Source organism: Nonomuraea sp. NPDC050680 (assembly GCF_040654555.1).
In the GTDB taxonomy this organism is placed as follows: Bacteria; Actinomycetota; Actinomycetes; order Streptosporangiales; family Streptosporangiaceae; genus Nonomuraea.
The window spans coordinates 114597-130565 of the sequence record NZ_JBFAIF010000005.1 but is presented as its reverse complement, the minus strand read 5'-3'; the positions used below and the strand labels follow the sequence as shown (position 1 = coordinate 130565).

17 protein-coding genes are annotated in these 15969 nt (G+C 69.3%); 9 read left to right on the top strand and 8 right to left on the bottom strand.

Translation table 11 applies throughout. From position 1 onward, the window contains the following. Nucleotides 1-45: 45 nt before the first annotated feature. Together AB0H88_RS20560 and mce are read right to left on the bottom strand one after the other, a co-directional pair. The gene (locus AB0H88_RS20560) at nucleotides 46-1335 is read right to left on the bottom strand and encodes a DivIVA domain-containing protein (RefSeq protein WP_357646638.1); all 1290 of its coding nucleotides are present in this window, start codon (nucleotides 1333-1335) and stop codon (nucleotides 46-48) included. A 166-nt stretch (nucleotides 1336-1501) separates the two neighbouring features. After that, a complete protein-coding gene (gene mce, locus AB0H88_RS20555; RefSeq protein ID WP_357646636.1) occupies nucleotides 1502-1951 on the bottom strand; it encodes a methylmalonyl-CoA epimerase in 450 nt (149 codons plus the stop codon). 84 nt (nucleotides 1952-2035) lie between these two features. Here mce and AB0H88_RS20550 point away from each other — a divergent pair, with 84 nt between their 5' ends. Continuing rightward, nucleotides 2036-3220, top strand: coding sequence for an acetyl-CoA C-acetyltransferase (locus tag AB0H88_RS20550; RefSeq protein ID WP_357646634.1), 1185 nt, complete (start codon nucleotides 2036-2038; stop codon nucleotides 3218-3220). A gap of 163 nt (nucleotides 3221-3383) precedes the next feature. Here the strand turns inward: AB0H88_RS20550 and AB0H88_RS20545 are convergent, their stop codons facing one another. From AB0H88_RS20545 to AB0H88_RS20535, 3 genes are all read right to left on the bottom strand, one after another. Then, complete coding sequence (locus AB0H88_RS20545) at nucleotides 3384-3536, bottom strand: hypothetical protein (protein ID WP_357646632.1); 153 nt, start codon at nucleotides 3534-3536, stop codon at nucleotides 3384-3386. 151 nt (nucleotides 3537-3687) lie between these two features. Next, entirely contained in the window at nucleotides 3688-4359 is a 672-nt protein-coding gene (locus tag AB0H88_RS20540; RefSeq protein ID WP_357646631.1) for a DUF4230 domain-containing protein, read from the bottom strand. Between the two features lie 27 nt (nucleotides 4360-4386). Continuing rightward, entirely contained in the window at nucleotides 4387-5748 is a 1362-nt protein-coding gene (locus AB0H88_RS20535; RefSeq protein ID WP_357646629.1) for a hypothetical protein, read from the bottom strand. A 233-nt stretch (nucleotides 5749-5981) separates the two neighbouring features. Between AB0H88_RS20535 and AB0H88_RS20530 the strand changes: the two genes are divergently transcribed. The 4 genes from AB0H88_RS20530 to AB0H88_RS20515 are packed head-to-tail and all read left to right on the top strand — an operon-like array spanning nucleotide 5982 to nucleotide 9560. Continuing rightward, nucleotides 5982-6533: a MarR family transcriptional regulator gene (locus tag AB0H88_RS20530; RefSeq protein ID WP_357646627.1), complete on the top strand. Its 552-nt coding sequence runs from the start codon at nucleotides 5982-5984 to the stop codon at nucleotides 6531-6533. Next, entirely contained in the window at nucleotides 6517-7455 is a 939-nt protein-coding gene (locus AB0H88_RS20525; RefSeq protein ID WP_357646625.1) for a tetratricopeptide repeat protein, read from the top strand. Before AB0H88_RS20530 ends, AB0H88_RS20525 begins: the two co-directional genes overlap by 17 nt. 9 nt (nucleotides 7456-7464) lie before the next feature. Beyond that, on the top strand, nucleotides 7465-8094 hold the full coding sequence (locus AB0H88_RS20520; protein WP_357646623.1) for a cytidylate kinase-like family protein: 630 nt from the start codon (nucleotides 7465-7467) through the stop codon (nucleotides 8092-8094). A gap of 56 nt (nucleotides 8095-8150) precedes the next feature. After that, nucleotides 8151-9560: an NAD-dependent malic enzyme gene (locus AB0H88_RS20515; RefSeq protein WP_357646621.1), complete on the top strand. Its 1410-nt coding sequence runs from the start codon at nucleotides 8151-8153 to the stop codon at nucleotides 9558-9560. Nucleotides 9561-9727: 167 nt separating this feature from the next. On the opposite strand, the gene AB0H88_RS20510 is transcribed toward AB0H88_RS20515, so the two are convergent. Next, a complete protein-coding gene (locus AB0H88_RS20510) occupies nucleotides 9728-11101 on the bottom strand; it encodes an MFS transporter (protein WP_357646619.1) in 1374 nt (457 codons plus the stop codon). A 72-nt stretch (nucleotides 11102-11173) separates the two neighbouring features. Here AB0H88_RS20510 and AB0H88_RS20505 point away from each other — a divergent pair, with 72 nt between their 5' ends. Continuing rightward, entirely contained in the window at nucleotides 11174-11785 is a 612-nt protein-coding gene (locus AB0H88_RS20505) for a TetR/AcrR family transcriptional regulator (protein ID WP_357646617.1), read from the top strand. A 128-nt stretch (nucleotides 11786-11913) separates the two neighbouring features. Here AB0H88_RS20505 and AB0H88_RS20500 read toward each other — a convergent pair whose 3' ends face one another. Then, a complete protein-coding gene (locus AB0H88_RS20500) occupies nucleotides 11914-12441 on the bottom strand; it encodes a hypothetical protein (RefSeq protein WP_357646615.1) in 528 nt (175 codons plus the stop codon). Nucleotides 12442-12562: 121 nt separating this feature from the next. On the opposite strand from AB0H88_RS20500, the gene AB0H88_RS20495 reads away from it, so the two are divergent. Continuing rightward, on the top strand, nucleotides 12563-13141 hold the full coding sequence (locus tag AB0H88_RS20495; protein WP_225290402.1) for a YqgE/AlgH family protein: 579 nt from the start codon (nucleotides 12563-12565) through the stop codon (nucleotides 13139-13141). Nucleotides 13142-13153: 12 nt separating this feature from the next. Here the strand turns inward: AB0H88_RS20495 and AB0H88_RS20490 are convergent, their stop codons facing one another. Continuing rightward, the gene (locus AB0H88_RS20490) at nucleotides 13154-13765 is read right to left on the bottom strand and encodes a TetR family transcriptional regulator (RefSeq protein WP_357646613.1); all 612 of its coding nucleotides are present in this window, start codon (nucleotides 13763-13765) and stop codon (nucleotides 13154-13156) included. Between the two features lie 153 nt (nucleotides 13766-13918). Between AB0H88_RS20490 and AB0H88_RS20485 the strand changes: the two genes are divergently transcribed. Together AB0H88_RS20485 and AB0H88_RS20480 are read left to right on the top strand one after the other, a co-directional pair. After that, complete coding sequence (locus AB0H88_RS20485) at nucleotides 13919-15529, top strand: MFS transporter (RefSeq protein ID WP_357646612.1); 1611 nt, start codon at nucleotides 13919-13921, stop codon at nucleotides 15527-15529. A 119-nt stretch (nucleotides 15530-15648) separates the two neighbouring features. Further along, complete coding sequence (locus AB0H88_RS20480; protein ID WP_357646610.1) at nucleotides 15649-15900, top strand: DUF3039 domain-containing protein; 252 nt, start codon at nucleotides 15649-15651, stop codon at nucleotides 15898-15900. Nucleotides 15901-15969 lie beyond the last annotated feature (69 nt).

Here is a 15969-nt window from a genome sequence, read left to right as displayed (position 1 = left end):
CTCTTCGGCCGTCAGCCCACCCCCGTGTAGTCGGTTATGTGACGGCTACTCCTGCCACCACTCCGCGTCGTCCTCGCCCTTGGCCTCCGCCTTGGCGGGGGCCGGTGCGGGCTGGGCGGGCTTCTCGCCGGCCGGTGCCGCGATCGCCGGCTTCGGCGGGGCCGCCGTGACGGCGGGCTCGGGCTCCATGCCCGGCAGAGCGGCGCCACCGAGCAGCTGACGCAGCTGCGCCAGGTGGCTGGTGATGCTGTCGCGCTGGCGGGTGAGCTCGTCGACCTGGCGCTGCATCGCGCTGCGCGTGCGCTCGGCGTCGTTCTTCGCCTCGGTCACTATGGTGTCGGCGCTGGACTTGGCCTCGGAGACGATCGTCTCGGAGCTCTTGCGGGCGTTGGCGACCAGCTGCTTGGCGTGCAGGTCGGCCTCGCGCCTGGTCTGGTCGGCCTGCTGGGTGGCCTTCGTGGCCCGCGACTCGGCCGTGGCCGCGCGCTGCTCGGCCTCGGCGACCAGCTTCTGCGTGTTGGCCTGCGCGGTGGCGTGGCGCTCGGCCTCCTGGCGCTCGGCCTCCTCACGCCGCGACGCGAGCTGGATCTCGAACTCCGCCTCGTCCTGCGCCCGCTTGGCCTCGGACTCCTCCAGCACCCGCTGAGCCTGCGCCCGCATCTCGTCGGCCTGCCGCTTCGCGGTGGTCAGCACCTCGTCGCGCTCGCGCTTGGTCGAGGCCCGCAGCTGCGCCACTTCGCGCTCGGTCGTCGTGCGCAGCTTGGCGATCTCGCGCTCGGCGTCGGCGCGCTTCTCCGCCACCTCGTGGTCGGCGGTGGCCCGCAGCTTGGCGACCTCGCGCTCGGTGGTGTTGGTCAGCTCGTCGGCCAGACGGCGAGCGGTCGAGCGGGTCTCCTCCGCGTCGCGCTCGGCGCTGGTGCGCATCTCGTCGCTCTCACGCGTCGCCTGCGCCCGCTTGTCGGCGGCCTCAGCCTCGGCGGCGGCCCGTACGTCGGCGGCCTCGACCTTGGCGGCGGCCTTGATCTCGTTGGCCTCGGACCGCGCGGCCTGGACGAGCTCCGTGGCCTGCTCTTCGGCCAGGCGCAGCAGCTGCTCGATGCGGGCGCCGAGACCGGAGTAGGTCGGGCGCTCCTGCTCCTGCAACTGGCGCTGGGAGTCGGACAGGTCGCGCTGCAGGGACGTCACCTGCTCGCGGGACTGGCGGAGCTCACCGTCGAGCTGCTTCAGATGATCGTGGACCTGATGGCGGTCATAACCACGAAGCACGACGTCGAACTCGCGTGCTGGGGCATCCTCGAAGAAATTGTTGAGCTGGGCGTCGATGTCGGACTGCATGGAGGCTCGATCCTGGGTTGTCGAGACGGCTACACGGGCCGGACGGGGGGTTCGGGACAGCCGAGCCAGGAGCCTGTGCCTCGCGGCAGGCGCCTTGTCCGGTGGAAAGCCAGCGTACTCCGCCAGTGCCGCCTGAGAAGCCCCGTCCGACTATCTGCGTGACTAGTTACATACGAGCAGTTTTGGGGTTTGCTGGGGACTCGGTGGCCTGTACGAGCTCAGTGAGCATTCCTCCCACGTCCTTGGGGTGCACAAATGCGATCTCCGACCCCATCGAGCCGTGTCGCGGGCGCTCATCGAGCAGCCGCACGCCCTTGCCCGCCAACCGATCCATCGCCTCAGCCACGTCCGGCACGCCGAACGCCACGTGATGCACCCCCTCGCCCCTCCTCGCCAGGAACTTTCCCACCGGCGTGTCGGGGGACAACGGCTCCAGCAACTGAATGTAGGAGCTCCCGCCGGCGCCATCGGCGATGTGGAGCATGGCCTCCCGGACCCCCTGCTCCTCGTTCACCTCGCGCGCCACGACGGTCAGCTCGAACGTGTCCGAGAATAGCGCGATCTTGGCGTCGAGGTCATGACAGGCGATACCGATGTGGTCGATCCGCATGAACATGTGTGGCCTGCCTCCATAGCGAGCGTGCACCTACTCGTGGGTATGGTGTCAAAGAACCCCTCACGTGCACAGGAGGCCGTCGCCATGTCTGGGTCCGTCATCGTAGCCGGAGCTCGTACGCCGATCGGCAGACTGCTCGGCGCCCTGTCCGGGCTGCCCGCCGTGGAGCTCGGGGGCATCGCCATCAAGGCCGCCTTGGAGCGCTCCGGCGTGTCGCCGGAGGACGTCGAATACGTGATCATGGGCCAGGTGCTCCAGGCGGGCGCCGGCCAGATCCCCTCCCGCCAGGCCGCGGTCAAGGCGGGCATCCCCATGACCGTCCCTTCGCTCACCATCAACAAGGTCTGCCTGTCGGGGCTCGACGCCATCGCCCTGGCCGACCAGCTCATCCGCGCGGGCGAGTTCGACATCGTGGTGGCGGGCGGCATGGAGTCGATGACGAACGCGCCGCACCTGCTGCCGGGCATGCGCAAGGGCGTCAAGTACGGTGGCGCCGAGGTGGTCGACTCGATGGCGCACGACGGGCTGTTCTGCTCGTTCGACCAGTGCGCGATGGGCGAGTCCACCGAGCGCTACAACGCCCGGCTGGGCATCGGCCGCGAGGAGCAGGACGAGGTGTCCGCCCGCTCGCACCAACTGGCCGCCGCGGCCACCAAGAACGGCGTGTTCGACGACGAGATCGTGCCGGTGGAGATCCCGCAGCGGCGCGGCGAGCCGGTGGTGGTCAAGGAGGACGAGGGCGTTCGCGGCGACACCACCGTGGAGACGCTGGCCCGGCTGCGACCGGCGTTCGCCGCAGACGGCACGATCACGGCCGGTTCGGCCTCGCAGATCTCCGACGGCGCCTGCGCCGTGGTCGTGATGTCCAAGGCCAAGGCCGAGGAGCTGGGGCTGCCCTGGCTGGCGGAGATCGGCAGGCACGGCAACGTGGCGGGGCCCGACACCTCGCTGCAGTCGCAGCCGGCCAACGCCATCAAGCAGGCCCTGGCCAAGCAGGGCCTGGGCGTCGGCGACCTCGACCTGGTGGAGATCAACGAGGCGTTCGCCAGCGTGGTGCTCCAGTCGGCCAAGGAGCTGGGCGTGCCCCTCGACCGGGTCAACGTCAACGGCGGCGGTATCGCGCTCGGCCACCCGATCGGCGCCTCGGGCGCCCGCATCGTGCTCACCCTGGCCCACGAGCTCAAGCGCCGGGGCGGCGGCCTGGGCGCGGCCGGGCTGTGCGGCGGCGGCGGCCAGGGCGACGCGCTCATCATCCGCGTACCCGAATAGGGCTGGTCTGCGCATAGGGCTGGTCTCCGCGTAGAGCTGGTCTCCGCATAGACAGGTCTCCGCATAGACGGAAGGGGTGAGAGCTCGGCTCTCACCCCTTCGGCCTACGGAGGTAGATAGGCCCGGCCGCGAGGGAGGTTGCGGCCGGGCTTCTTGGCGGTGGTCATGAGGAGAGGAATTTGGCGAACACCGAGCGGTGACGACGCTCGGCCTTCTGTCCCTTCAGCGCCTCGCGTACCCGGCGGTGCTCGGCCGCGGCCTCGCGCAGCTCGTCGGCGTGGTTCTTCATGACGACGTATTCGAGTTCGGCGTTCATCCGAGTGCTCCCGTGTTCTTTCGGTCCTCTTCCCTGACACTTTCCAGATTGCTCCTAAGGCCCCTGCCGTCACATCGGGCGGATGCCCTATCTGTGGTCGTAGGCCGACATGAGGAGATACCTAGGGCGCCGGTCGGAGGACCTAAGGCACTTAGGGCTGGTCGGCGAACTTCACCGTCACCTTGGTGAACCCGAGCGACTTGAGCATCCCTTCGAGCATGGCCTTGGTGTTGGTGTCGGCGCGGGCCCGCAGGTCGCTGGAGGCCGCGGCTTCGGCGATCTTGGTCTCGGCCAGGACGTACAGCTCCCGCTGGTCGTCCGGAGACGACGACAGGAAGCCCTGTACGCGGTCCAGCAGCCCGCGCTGCTGCGCGAAGACGTAGGAACGCCGGTTGTCGAGGTTCGGCTTCTCCAGCTGCGCGCGGGGCAGGCGGATCGTGGCCTCCTTACGGTCCTTGGAGACCGTCACGCCGTTGGCCGCCATGGCGGAGAAGTCGACGTAGGCGTCCACGTTGCCCGCGCCCACGAACAGCGTGCGGCTGCCCTTGATGGCGTCGGGCAGGAAGCGGGCGTCCTTCTCCAGGTCGACCACGACCTGGAAGTTGCCGGTCGCCGCCTCGAACCGGCTCAGGTCCTTGATGGACTGCAGGAGCACCGGCTGGCTGCGGTCGATGGTCTGCTCGCCGAACGGGTTGAGCCAGGACCAGGCCAGTCGGCCGCCGACCACGAGCAGAACCACCACGACCAGGAACCCGGCCAGATATCGCCACCGGCGGCGCCGCTGCGGAGTGACCGCGGGGGGCGCCGTTTGGGAAGTCGTCATGCCGGTTGACTACCCGACGATCGATCATCATTGCCAGCTTTTAGGTGACATCTCCGGTCCCCAGTCGGAAGAACGCTCTTCGTCGCTGGGATTCGGATAGACCGGATAGACCTGTGGCGAGCCCGTCGAGGCCGCCACGGGAGCCGCCGCGGCCCCCGCGGGCCCGCCGCCGAAGTGCGTACTCGACAGCTTGCACGCCTGGAAGTCGCTGAAGAACATGCGCAGCCACTCACGCCGCTGATGCTCGCTCAGCCCGGAGAACCAGGCCGCCGCGTACTGGTGCTCCGGCAGCGGCCCGCCCGGCAGCGGCTCGCCGCGGAGCCAGGCCACCACGATCTCGCGGTATCCGCCGGCGGGCGTGTCGGGGCACTTGGCGGCCAGTGACTCGACGTACTCGTACACGGCCTCGTCGGCGAAGCCCGCCGACAGGTCGGGCACGTGGATCTGCGCGAGCCCCGCGGACGGCTGCAGCGGCTCTTCCAGCGGCCGTTGTTCGACCCGGGTGAACCCGGCGGGCGTGCCCGCCAGCCGCGACGCGATCTTGGTGAAGGCCGCGCCCAGTTCGGTCAGGCCCGCTCGCATGCCCGGATGCAGGCAGACCGTGATCGGCCAGTCCTGGCAGCTGTAGGCGATCCCCTGGGCGGCGGCGGGCTTGGTCGCGCCCAGCAGCCGGGCCACCCCCGTGCCCGCGGCGAGCACGGCCAGCAGGGCGCACGCCAGCACCAGGGCCTGCCTGGTCACCACCGCCGCCCAGCCGAGCAGCAGCGCCGCCGTGATGCCCAGCAACCAGACCGTCTGGTCGAGGAACGCCGTGCCGCCGAGCCCCTGGAACAGGTCGTACGGCTCGCCCGTGCCGGGCGCCAGCTTGTCGGCCCAGCCCCGGCCACCGGCCAGCCAGGTGAACAGCCCGTAGCAGGACAGCCCGGCCAGCGGCGGCGTGTAGGCCCTGGGCAGCAGCCAGCCTGCGATCCACCCGATCACCGAGTAGAGGGCCAGCCCGGCCATGCCCACGCCGAGCCCGGCCAGGCTCAGCCGCCCCGACTGCTCGGTGAGCACCGTCTTGATGGCCAGCACCAGCACGGTCGCGCCGAACGAGCCCAGCACCACCACGACGATCGCCAGCGGGGCCTTCAGCGCCCGCCAGGTCGTCAGCGAGCGGCCGCGCAGCGCCCTGCGCTTGCGCATCGCCACCCACGCTGCGAAGGCGGCGGCCACGGGCCCGGTCAGCCGAAGCGAACCGATGACCGCGGCCACGATATTCTCCCACGCGTCTACGCCAGGAATCAGGACGCTCCACGCCGCGATCAAGCCGAGCGCAAGGAGCACGGCAACCGTGACGGCCGCGCTCTGCTTCAACTCCTCACGTGAAACGCCCGCGTGCTCACGCACCCGTTTTTCCATTGAAAATCACCAAGCACCCCCCGTGCCCCGTGTCGGCGCGGCGGAAGCGATTCAGTTCGGGCCGGTCCCCACGGCGAGTGAACTTGGCTTCCGCGTCACCATTCGATGCGAGAACCATAACGGAGCGTGATGATTGACGTCCGGATTCTTGGTCAAGCCGTGAGTCCGATCGCTCTCCGTAACCATACTAATCAGGACGAGCGGCGCGCTACCGTAGCGCTGTGTCGCAGCCCAAGCCGCTCAATCTGCCGTTCGATCCCATCGACCGCGCCGCGGAGACCTGGCGCGCTCACTTCGGGGCCTCCTCCGCCATGGCCGCCGTCACCTCGATCATGAGAGCCCACCAGATCCTGCTGTCGCAACTCGACTCGCTCCTCAAGCCGTACGAGCTGACCTTCGCCAGGTACGAGGCCCTGGTGCTGCTGACCTTCAGCAGGGCCGGCGCCCTTCCGCTGTGGAAGATCGGCGAGCGGCTCATGGTGCATCCGACGAGTGTGACCAACACCATCGACCGGCTGGAGAAGTCGGGATTCGTCTGCCGGATGCCGAATCCGCAGGACGGCCGCGGGGTGCTCGCCGAGATCACCGACGCGGGACGTGATGTCGTACAACGGGCGACGGCCGATCTGATGGCGGCGGACTTCGGTCTGACCATGTACGGCGAGGACGAGCTGCGGCAGCTCTTTGACCGGTTGCGCACGCTGAGGGTGGCGGCGGGTGACTTCTCCACGGCGTCCATGCGGCAAGATGATGAGCATGGCGGACTTCTCTAGGCCTGGGTCGCTCTACGGAGCCGTTGATCTGGGCGCGCGTAAGCAGGCACTCGAGGCACAGACCCGGCGGGAGGCCGGGGGTCCCCAGGCGGCCGCGTCGGGCTCGATCATCGACGTGACCGAGGAGACGTTCACTACCGAGGTCATCGACCGCTCGATGAGCGTGCCGGTCGTCCTCGACCTCTGGTCTCCACGTGCTCCCGGCAGTGCCCAGCTCAGCCCGGTGCTGGAGAAAGTGGTCGGCGACATGGGCGGCCGGGCGATCCTGGCCAAGGTCAACGTCGACGGCAGCCCGCAGATCGCGCAGGCGCTGCGGGTGCAGGCGGTGCCGACCGTGCTGGCCATCTTCCAGGGGCAGGCCGTCACCGGCTTCCAGCAGGTGCTGCCCGAGCAGGAGGTGCGCCGCTGGCTCGACGAGCTGATGGGCGCCGTCGAGCAGTTCTACCAGGCCAACCCCGACGCCCGGCCGGCGGAGGTGGTGGAGCAGCAGGACGAGCCCGCGGGCCCGCCCGCCGACCCTGACGTGCTGGCCGCCGAGGAGGCCGTCGACAAGGGCGACCTCGACGCCGCCGAGGCGGCCTACGGGCGGCTGCTGGCCCGCTCGCCGGCCAACGAGGACGCGAAGATGGGGCTGGCGGGTGTCGGCCTGATCAAGCGGACGGCCGACGTCGACCCGGCCGACGTGCAGCGCCGTCTGCAGGACCCGGCCGACATCGACGCCCAGCTGCTCGCCGCCGACCTGGAGATGCTGTCGGGCGCGATCGACGAGGCGTTCGACCGGATCATCGGCGTGGTCAAGCGCACCTCGGGTGACGACCGGGACAAGGCCCGGCGCCACCTGCTCGGCCTGTTCGACGCGCTACCCGCCGAAGACCCTTCTTTGGCCAAGGCACGTAGAGCTTTGTCCAGCGCGTTGTTCTAACCTGGACATATGCGGGTCGTCACGATTTCGGCGACATATGGCACGGCCGGTAACCACATAGGCCCGGCCGTGGCCGAACGCCTGGGCGTGCCCTTCGTCGACCGGGCCATCCCCAGCGCCGTGGCCGAGGAGCTCGGCTGCACGCTGGAGGAGGCGCTGGCTCACGATGACCGGGCCGAACGCGGCCTCGGCAGGCTGCTGTCCGGCGCGATGCGGCTGCCGACGGTCACCTTCGGCGGCGTCGACATGTACGTCCCCGGCGCGATGCCGATCGCGCAGGAGGAGTTCGTCCGGCATACCGAACGCCTGCTCGTGGACACGGCGCGGGCCCAGGGCGGGGTCTTTCTGGGTCGGGCGGGGGCGCTCGTGCTCGCCGACCATCCTGGCGCGCTGCACGTCAGGCTCGACGCTCCGCTGAAGCGCCGGGTGCGGCAGAGCGCCACGCTGGGCGAGCTCAGCGAGCGCGAGGCGCGCAAGATCGTCGAGGACAACGACCGCGCGCGCACGGCGTACGTACGCCACTTCTACCGGGCGGATCCGGCGGATTCGTCCCTATATCACCTGGTTATTGATAGTACGAGTATTCCTGTAGCGACGTGCGTAGATTTGATCGTGACGGCTGCCGAGGCACTGGGCTGACCGAACCCGCCCTACCATGGGATAACTTCTTGGTCAGTCCCGAAGGAGCAATTGACGTGGCGACCGTCCCTAGTGTCTCGTACTCCATCACCGTGCGACTTGAGGTGCCCGCAGGCGGCAAGGCCGTCAGCCAGCTCACCCACGCCGTAGAGTCGGCGGGTGGTGTGGTCACCGCGCTCGACGTCACCAACGCGGGCCACGAGAAGCTGCGCATCGACGTCACCTGCGCGGCCAGGGACACCGACCACGCGCAGGCGATCGTCGACCAGCTCGAATCCGTCGACGGCGTGGTCATCCACAAGGTCTCCGACCGCACCTTCCTCATGCACCTCGGCGGCAAGATCGAGATGGTGTCGAAGGTGCCGCTGCGCAACCGCGACGAGCTGTCCATGGCCTACACCCCCGGTGTGGCGCGCGTGTCGATGGCCATCGCGCGCAACAAGGAGGACGCGCGGCGGCTGACCATCAAGCGCAACACGGTCGCCGTCGTCACCGACGGCTCCGCCGTGCTCGGCCTGGGCAACATCGGCCCGGAGGCGGCGCTGCCGGTCATGGAGGGCAAGGCGGCCCTGTTCAAACGCTTCGCGGGCATCGACGCCTGGCCGATCTGCCTCGACACGCAGGACGTCGACGAGATCGTCCGCACGGTCCAGGTCATCGCGCCGGGCTTCGGCGGCATCAACCTCGAGGACATCAGCGCGCCGCGCTGCTTCGAGGTCGAGCGGCGGCTGCGTGAGCTGCTCGACATCCCGGTCTTCCACGACGACCAGCACGGCACCGCCATCTGCGTGCTGGCCGCGCTCACCAACGCGCTGCGCGTGGTGGGCAAGCCCATCGAGGGCGTCAAGATCGCCATGGCGGGCGCGGGCGCGGCGGGCAACGCCGTGCTGCGCCTGCTGCTCGCGGCGGGCGCGCGCAACGTCGTCGTCTGTGACTACCTCGGCGCCGTGCACAAGGGCCGCGACGACCTCGACGAGTCGCTCCACTGGATCGCCGACCACACCAACGCCGAGGGCTACTCGGGCGACCTGCGCGGGGCGGTCAAGGGCGCCGACGTGTTCATCGGGGTGTCCGCGCCGGGCATCCTGACCGGCGACGACATCGCCACGATGGCCGACGACGCGGTGGTGTTCGCCCTGGCCAACCCGGAGCCCGAGGTGTCGCCCGACGACGCCCGCGAGCACGCGGCCGTGGTGGCGACCGGACGCTCCGACTATCCCAACCAGATCAACAACGTGCTGGCGTTCCCGGGCGTGTTCCGCGGCCTGCTCGACGCCCAGGCGACCGAGGTGAGCCAGGAGATGCTGCTGGCGGCGGCGCACGCGCTCGCGGCCGTGGTGTCTCCGGAGGAGCTCGGGCCCAACTACATCGTGCCCAGCGTGTTCCACCCGGACGTGGCGACGGCCGTGGCCGCCGCCGTCCGCGACTCGGCGGGTGGGCGTGCCCGGGGCTTCACAGAAGCCTGATCAAGATTCTTTCCTTTACGGCAAGCCGTACCCACCGCCACCCGCCGGCCGGGGTTGAGGGCCTCCAGGAAGACGGCCGCTGACCGGTGCGTGGCCGGGCGCCGTTACGGCGTCTTCTGGGCCGGTGGCGACCCTTTCGTGTCGCGTTCTTGTGCGGCATGGGGCGGTCATGAAGGGTCTTCCCTTCTGATCGCGGTGTGGGCGGCGATGGCCAGGACCAGGGCCGCGTTGATCAGGACCGCGGTCGTCACCCCTTGCAGGATCGTGCCCATGGCGGCCGTGGCTATCGCGCTCATGATCGGGATGCCCATCGTGATGCCGACCTGCTGCGTCATGGTGGCCAGGCCCGTAGCCAGGCCCTGTTCGGAGCCGGGCAGGCCCGAGGTGGCGGTCATCATGAAGGCGACGATCGCCAGCATGTTGCCGATGCCGCCGACGAAGGTGGCCACCAGGAGGAGCCAGATCCAGCCTGCCTCCGGGCCGAGCAGGGCCAACGCCGCCGTCGCCGCGGCCTGCACCGCGAAGCCGGTCGCCAGTGTCCTGCGGTTACCGAGGCGGGAGAGCACGCGCGGGGCCGCGAGCCCGCCGAGAACCGTGCCGAGCCCGAGCACTCCGAACGCCAGCCCCGTGGCCAGGGGCGAGTAGCCGAGGACCTTCTGTAGGTAGAGCGTCATGAGGAAGACCAGCGAGGTCTCCGTGGCGAACGCGACCAACCCCGCCAGGTTGCCCCACTTCACGGTGGCCCTGGCCAGGATCGTCACCGGCACCAGTGGTGCCTGCGCCCGCCGTTCGACGAACCAGAACGCGACCAGCAGTCCCGCCCCCGCCAGCAGCCCGCCGATCCCGGCCGGGTCGGCGAAGCCGTGTTCGCCCGCGCGGGTGAGCCCGTACACCAGGGCCAGCAGGCCCGTGGTCACCGTCACCGCGCCGGGCAGATCCATCTTGGGCCGGTCCGCGGGGCGGCTCTCGGCGGGCAGGGCCGGGGCGGCGGCCAGGACGGCGAGCGCGACCGGAACGTTCACGAAGAACGCCCACCGCCAGCTCAGCAGGTCGGTCAGCAGCCCGCCGAGGATCGCACCGGAGGTGAAGCCGGCCGACATCAGCGCCCCGTTCAGCCCCAGCGCCCGCGCCCGCAGCGGCCCCTCGGGGAACGAGGTGGTCAGCAGCGCCAGAGCGGCCGGGGTGACGGCGGCGGTGGCCAGCCCCTGGGCCACTCTGGCGACCAGGAGCATGCCGTGCGAGCTGGCCAGCCCGCCGGCCAGCGAGGAGAGCCCGAGCAGCGCCATCCCGCCCAGGAACAACCGGCGCCGCCCGAACAGATCCGCGATCCGGCCGAACAGCAACGTGAATCCGGCCGCCGCGAGCGCGAACGCCGTCGCCACCCACTGCAGGTCGGCCAGCTCGAATCCGAGTCCGGCGCCGATCACCGGCAGGGCGACGTTCAGGATGGAGAAGTCGACGGCGAGCATGAACTGGGAGCCGAGCAACAACACCAGGACCAGCCGCTGCCGCCCCGTCATCCGGACAGGTTGCAAGGTCATGGCCATGTCATCCCCCTAATGGGTCTTTAGTTCCGTTAAGATGAGATGACGCTAGCACGCTAAGGAGTCTTAATGGAACAGGATTCCCGTTTGGCTGGGACGGTACGCCCCGGCGGCCGCACGGCCCGGGTCCGGGCGGCGGTTCTGGAAGCGACCCAGGACGAGCTGGTGCTCCACGGCTTCCACGGCCTCAGCATGGACGCGGTGGCCGCCCGGGCGGGCGTCGGGAAGACCACGGTCTACCGCCGCTGGACCGGTGCGGCGGGCCTGGTGGCCGACCTCATGACGGAGCTGGCCGACCAGTCCGCCGCGCACGCGAACACCGGCACCGTCGAGGAGGACCTGCGCGCCAACGCCCTGAGCGTCCTGGCCGCCATCACGGACGAACGCCTGGGCGCCACGCTGCAGGCCGTCATCGCGGCGGCCACCTGCGACAAGGAGGCGGCGGCCGCCCTGAGCACCTTCTACGAGCGCCGGATCGCGGAGTGGGGCAAATCAATCGACCTGGCGATCCGGCGCGGCGAGCTCCCGGAGGGCACCGACGGCCACGAGGTCATCCGGGCGATCTCGGCCCCCCTCTACTATCGCCTGCTGGTCACCAAGGAGCCCGTGGACAAGGCGACGGCCGAACGGTCGGCTACCCGCGCTCTGGTGGCGGCCCGCAACGGGGCTTTCGTCGGTTGACGACCATGCCGGTCGCGTCGCCGTACGAGATCAGGTGCGGGGCAGGTGCGGGCTCGGGCCCTGCGGGATCGGCCCGTGCCGGATCAGGCGGTACGGGATCAGGCGGTACGGGATCAGGGCGTACGGGATCAGAAGGACCCGCGTGGCCAGACGGAGCCGTACCACCAGAAGGCCGCACCGGTGAGGAGCAATCCACCCGCCGTGGCGAGTTTGGCGAGCAGGTCGGTCGGCGGGCCTGTGCGGGGGAGGTGGCGGGCCGTGCGGGGGAGGTGGCGGCTCTGGTGTCTGGAGCAGGTGTTCCGTACTCGCGTCGAGTCGATCAGTGTGCCGGGGTGGCCGGCGGTGACCGAGAACGCCTCGATCTCCATGGTGTGGCCCCGGCGGACGTGGATGTTCCGGGTCACCGACTCGCGGGCGGGGATGGACCCGGTGGCGAGGCCGGCCGAGTCGGCCTTGAGGTCGAAGCGGGCCGGCCGGCGGGTCTGGTTGCGCAACGTGACCAGCGTCCGCCCGTTCTCGCAGCCGGGACGCGTGGCGGACATCGTGAACGGGTCGCCGGGACCGGACGATCCCGCCCAGGCTCCCACTGTCGCGGGGAGGAGCAGCCACGCGCTGAGGGGCAGGAGGGCGAGCGTGCGACGGTTCGCGATGCGCACTGGCTCCTCCCGGGTCCGCAGGATAGCGATCTTTGGTACCTATAGTGCCCGTATGACTACAGAAAGTAACATCCAGGTGGTGGGGGAGCGAGATGTGGGGTTGACCCTTCATGATGGAGGTATGGCGGAAGCGATCTACGTCGGCGGTTTACTGGTGGCGACGCCGCTTCTCGACGACCCCAACTTCCGTCGTAGCGTCGTGCTGATCCTCGAACACGACCTCGACGGCGGCACTCTCGGCGTAGTGCTGAACAGGCCCAGCGACATCTCGGTGACGCAGGTGCTGCCGGTGTGGGACCCGCTGGTGACCGGGCCGCCCGTGCTGTTCGAGGGTGGTCCGGTGCAGACCGACAGCGCGCTGGCGTTGGCCGCGGTGCCGAGCGGCGAGGAGCCGCTGGGCTGGCGCAGGCTGCACGCGGGCACGCCCGCCGTCTCCCGCCTGGGCACCGTCGACCTGGACGCGCCGCCCGAGATCCTCCAGGGCGAGATCGCGCAGATGCGGATCTTCGCCGGTTACGCCGGCTGGACCTCCGGGCAACTGGCGAGCGAGATCGCCGAAGGAGCCTGGTATGTCGTCGATTCGGAGGTGGGCGACACCTTCCACACCGACCCCGGCTCCCTGTGGCGCAACGTCCTGCGGCGCCAGCCGGGCGAGCTGGCCTTCGTAGCGACCTGCCCGGACGACCCGACGCTGAACTAGACGGCCTTGGCGCTAGACGTCCCAGCCGGGGCGGAAGGCGTTCTGGGCGAGTTCGAGGGTCTTCTCCATGCGGGCCACGAGTATCCTCATGTCCGGTACGTCCGGCTGCGGGCAGTCGAACCCGACCCGGAGCGTCGACATCGCGAACGCGACGATAAGGTGCGTACGTTGATCGGTGGTCACGTCTACGCCGCTACGGGCGGCGATCTCGACGGCCAGGCGCTGCTCTGTCGCCGCGCCTCTGGCGACGGACAGGCCCACCAGGCGCGGATTCTCATCCAGAAGCCGCCGCAACTTCAGGAATCTCGCCGCGTCCTCGGGAGTTGAGTCGTCCATGTCGTGCGCGACCGCGCGCACCGCGTGGATCATCGAGGTGAACGGGGGCTCATCGGCGGGGCGGCTCCGCAGGGTCTCCTGCATGATCTCCTCGCCCTGGTCGTGGTACCACAGCACGAGATCGTCCTTGCTGGTGAAGTAGCGGAAGAACGTCCGCGGGGAGATCTCGACCGACCCCGCGATCTGGTCCACGGTGGTCGAGTCGTACCCTTGTTCGAGGAACAGGTCGAGCGCGGCGTCGAGGATCGCCAGACGCGTCTTCTCCTTCTTGCGTTCCCTTAGACCCACTTGCGTCACCCCCTAGAAACCTTCCTGTCATAGTGTGCCATAAGTCATAGTCCGACAAATAAAACTCGTTTGTCATCTGTCATGGACTGCCATAGATTACCTGAGGCTTAAGTGACTTATGCCCCGGTATGGGGCGGCATTGAGGGGGACTTCATGGCTCACGCGAGGACGGTCGACGCGCCGTCGTCGCCCGGCCCCAGGGAGACGGGGACCGGGGGCGGCAACCCATGGCTGGTGCTTCTGGCGGTCTGCCTGGGCGTCATCATGGTGATGCTCGACGGCACCGTGGTCGGCATCGCCAACCCGTCCATCCAGCACGATCTGGGCGCATCGCTGTCCGATCTACAGTGGGTGACCAGCGGTTACCTGCTGGCGCTGGCGGTGTTCCTGATCACGGCGGGCAAGCTGGGGGACCTGTTCGGGCACAAGCGGGTCTTCTTGATCGGTGTCGCCGGGTTCGCGCTGTCCTCGATCGGCATCGGCCTCAGCCAGGAGCTGGCGGATATCGTCCCGGGCGTGTCGCCGATCGGCGCGCTGATCGGCCTGCGGGTGCTGCAGGGCCTGTTCGGCGCCCTGCTTCAGCCCGCCGCCCTGGCTCTGCTGCGCGGTGCCTTCCCCGGTGAGAAGCTGAACGCGGCCATGGGCGCCTGGGGCGCCATCATCGGCCTGTCCAGCGCGGCCGGCCCGATCGTGGGCGGCGTCCTGGTCGAGAACGTCAGCTGGCAGTCCGTCTTCTTCATCAACGCGCCGGTCGGGATCATCGCCCTGGTCCTGGGCATCTTCCTCATCAAGGAGAACCGCGTCCCGTCGCTGGCCAGGATCGACTGGCTCGGCGTGGTGCTGCTGTCGGGCGCGATGTTCGCGCTCGTCTGGACGATCATCAAGGCCCCCGAATGGGGCTGGGGCGACAGCACGACGCTCGCCTTCATCGCCGGGTTCGTGGTGCTCATCGCCGCCTTCATCTTCTGGCAGAGCAGGGCGAAGGAGCCGCTGGTCCCGTTGTCGCTGTTCAAGAACCCGTCCATCTCCATCGGCACCGTGCTGATGATGATGGTGGCGTTCGCCATGTTCGGCGCGATGTTCTTCCTCGGCTTCTTCTTCCAGGGCGTTCACGGTCTGAGCCCGCTGGAGGCGGGCCTGCGCATGCTGCCGATGAGCGCCGGCATGATCGTGGCCTCGCCGCTCGCCGGCATGATGATCGGCAGGGTCGGCCCGAAGATCACGATGGCCACCGGCCTGCTGATCACCGCGGCCGCGATGTTCCTCATGTCGCAGCTGAGCATCGACGCCTCGTTCATCGAGAGCGGCATCCCGTTCGTGCTGCTGGCGTTCGGCCTCTCGCCGGTCTTCGTCGGCGCCACCGAGATCATCGTGGGTAACGCCCCGATCCAGCTCAGTGGTGTCGCGGGCGGTCTGCAGCAGTCGGCCATGCAGGTCGGCGGCGCGCTCGGCACCGCGATCCTGGGCGCCGTCATGGCCGCCGAGATCTCCAGCAAGCTGCCCGGCTACCTCGGCCCGGCGGCCAAGGGGATCCCGGCGGACCAGTTGTCGCTGCTGGAGAAGGCCGCCGCGTTCGGCGGGCTTCCGACCGGCACTCCGCAGCAGCTCCAGCAGATGGTGGGCGGGGCCGTGCACAACGCGTTCATGGACGGCATGCACCTGGCCTTCCTGGTCAGCACCTGCGTCGCGATCCTCACCGCGATTCTGGCGCTGTTCGTCAAGAGCGGCCGCAAGACCGAGGGCGCGCCGGTGCACATGGGCTGAGCCTTTTTGTCATCCGTACGGCCCTCGCCTGGTGACGGGGGCCGTACGTGTGTCCAAGGGCTGGGCTGAACGATCTCGGCCGGGAAGACGCGCTCGGAGGCGGGCATAGACTCGGTGGCGTGAGCACGAAGATCCTCCCTGAGCAGGAGACCACCCCGCGGACGTCGCATGGCGACGGCGATCATGAGCGGTTCGCGCACTACGCGGACAAGCACAAGATCACCGAGAGCATGGTAACCGGCACGCCGATCCGGGCCCTGTGCGGCAAGGTCTGGGTGCCCAGCCGCGATCCCAAGAAATACCCGGTGTGCCCCGAGTGCAAGGAGATCTACGAGGGGCTGCCGTCGGGCGGCGACGACGACAACGAGTGAGTGTTGATCACGTGTGATCACCCACGGTAGAGCTACGGTCTGCATACGGACCTACTCATACCGTAACGG

Bases quoted from the DNA above. Each gene is read 5' to 3' on its own strand.
- AB0H88_RS20560 (WP_357646638.1), bottom strand. From the start codon at position 1,335: ATGCAGTCCGACATCGACGCCCAGCTCAACAATTTCTTCGAGGATGCC.
- mce (WP_357646636.1), bottom strand. From the start codon at position 1,951: ATGTTCATGCGGATCGACCACATCGGTATCGCCTGTCATGACCTCGAC.
- AB0H88_RS20550 (WP_357646634.1), top strand. From the start codon at position 2,036: ATGTCTGGGTCCGTCATCGTAGCCGGAGCTCGTACGCCGATCGGCAGA.
- AB0H88_RS20545 (WP_357646632.1), bottom strand. From the start codon at position 3,536: ATGAACGCCGAACTCGAATACGTCGTCATGAAGAACCACGCCGACGAG.
- AB0H88_RS20540 (WP_357646631.1), bottom strand. From the start codon at position 4,359: ATGACGACTTCCCAAACGGCGCCCCCCGCGGTCACTCCGCAGCGGCGC.
- AB0H88_RS20525 (WP_357646625.1), top strand. From the start codon at position 6,517: ATGGCGGACTTCTCTAGGCCTGGGTCGCTCTACGGAGCCGTTGATCTG.
- AB0H88_RS20520 (WP_357646623.1), top strand. From the start codon at position 7,465: ATGCGGGTCGTCACGATTTCGGCGACATATGGCACGGCCGGTAACCAC.
- AB0H88_RS20510 (WP_357646619.1), bottom strand. From the start codon at position 11,101: ATGACCTTGCAACCTGTCCGGATGACGGGGCGGCAGCGGCTGGTCCTG.
- AB0H88_RS20505 (WP_357646617.1), top strand. From the start codon at position 11,174: ATGGAACAGGATTCCCGTTTGGCTGGGACGGTACGCCCCGGCGGCCGC.
- AB0H88_RS20495 (WP_225290402.1), top strand. From the start codon at position 12,563: ATGGCGGAAGCGATCTACGTCGGCGGTTTACTGGTGGCGACGCCGCTT.
- AB0H88_RS20485 (WP_357646612.1), top strand. From the start codon at position 13,919: ATGGCTCACGCGAGGACGGTCGACGCGCCGTCGTCGCCCGGCCCCAGG.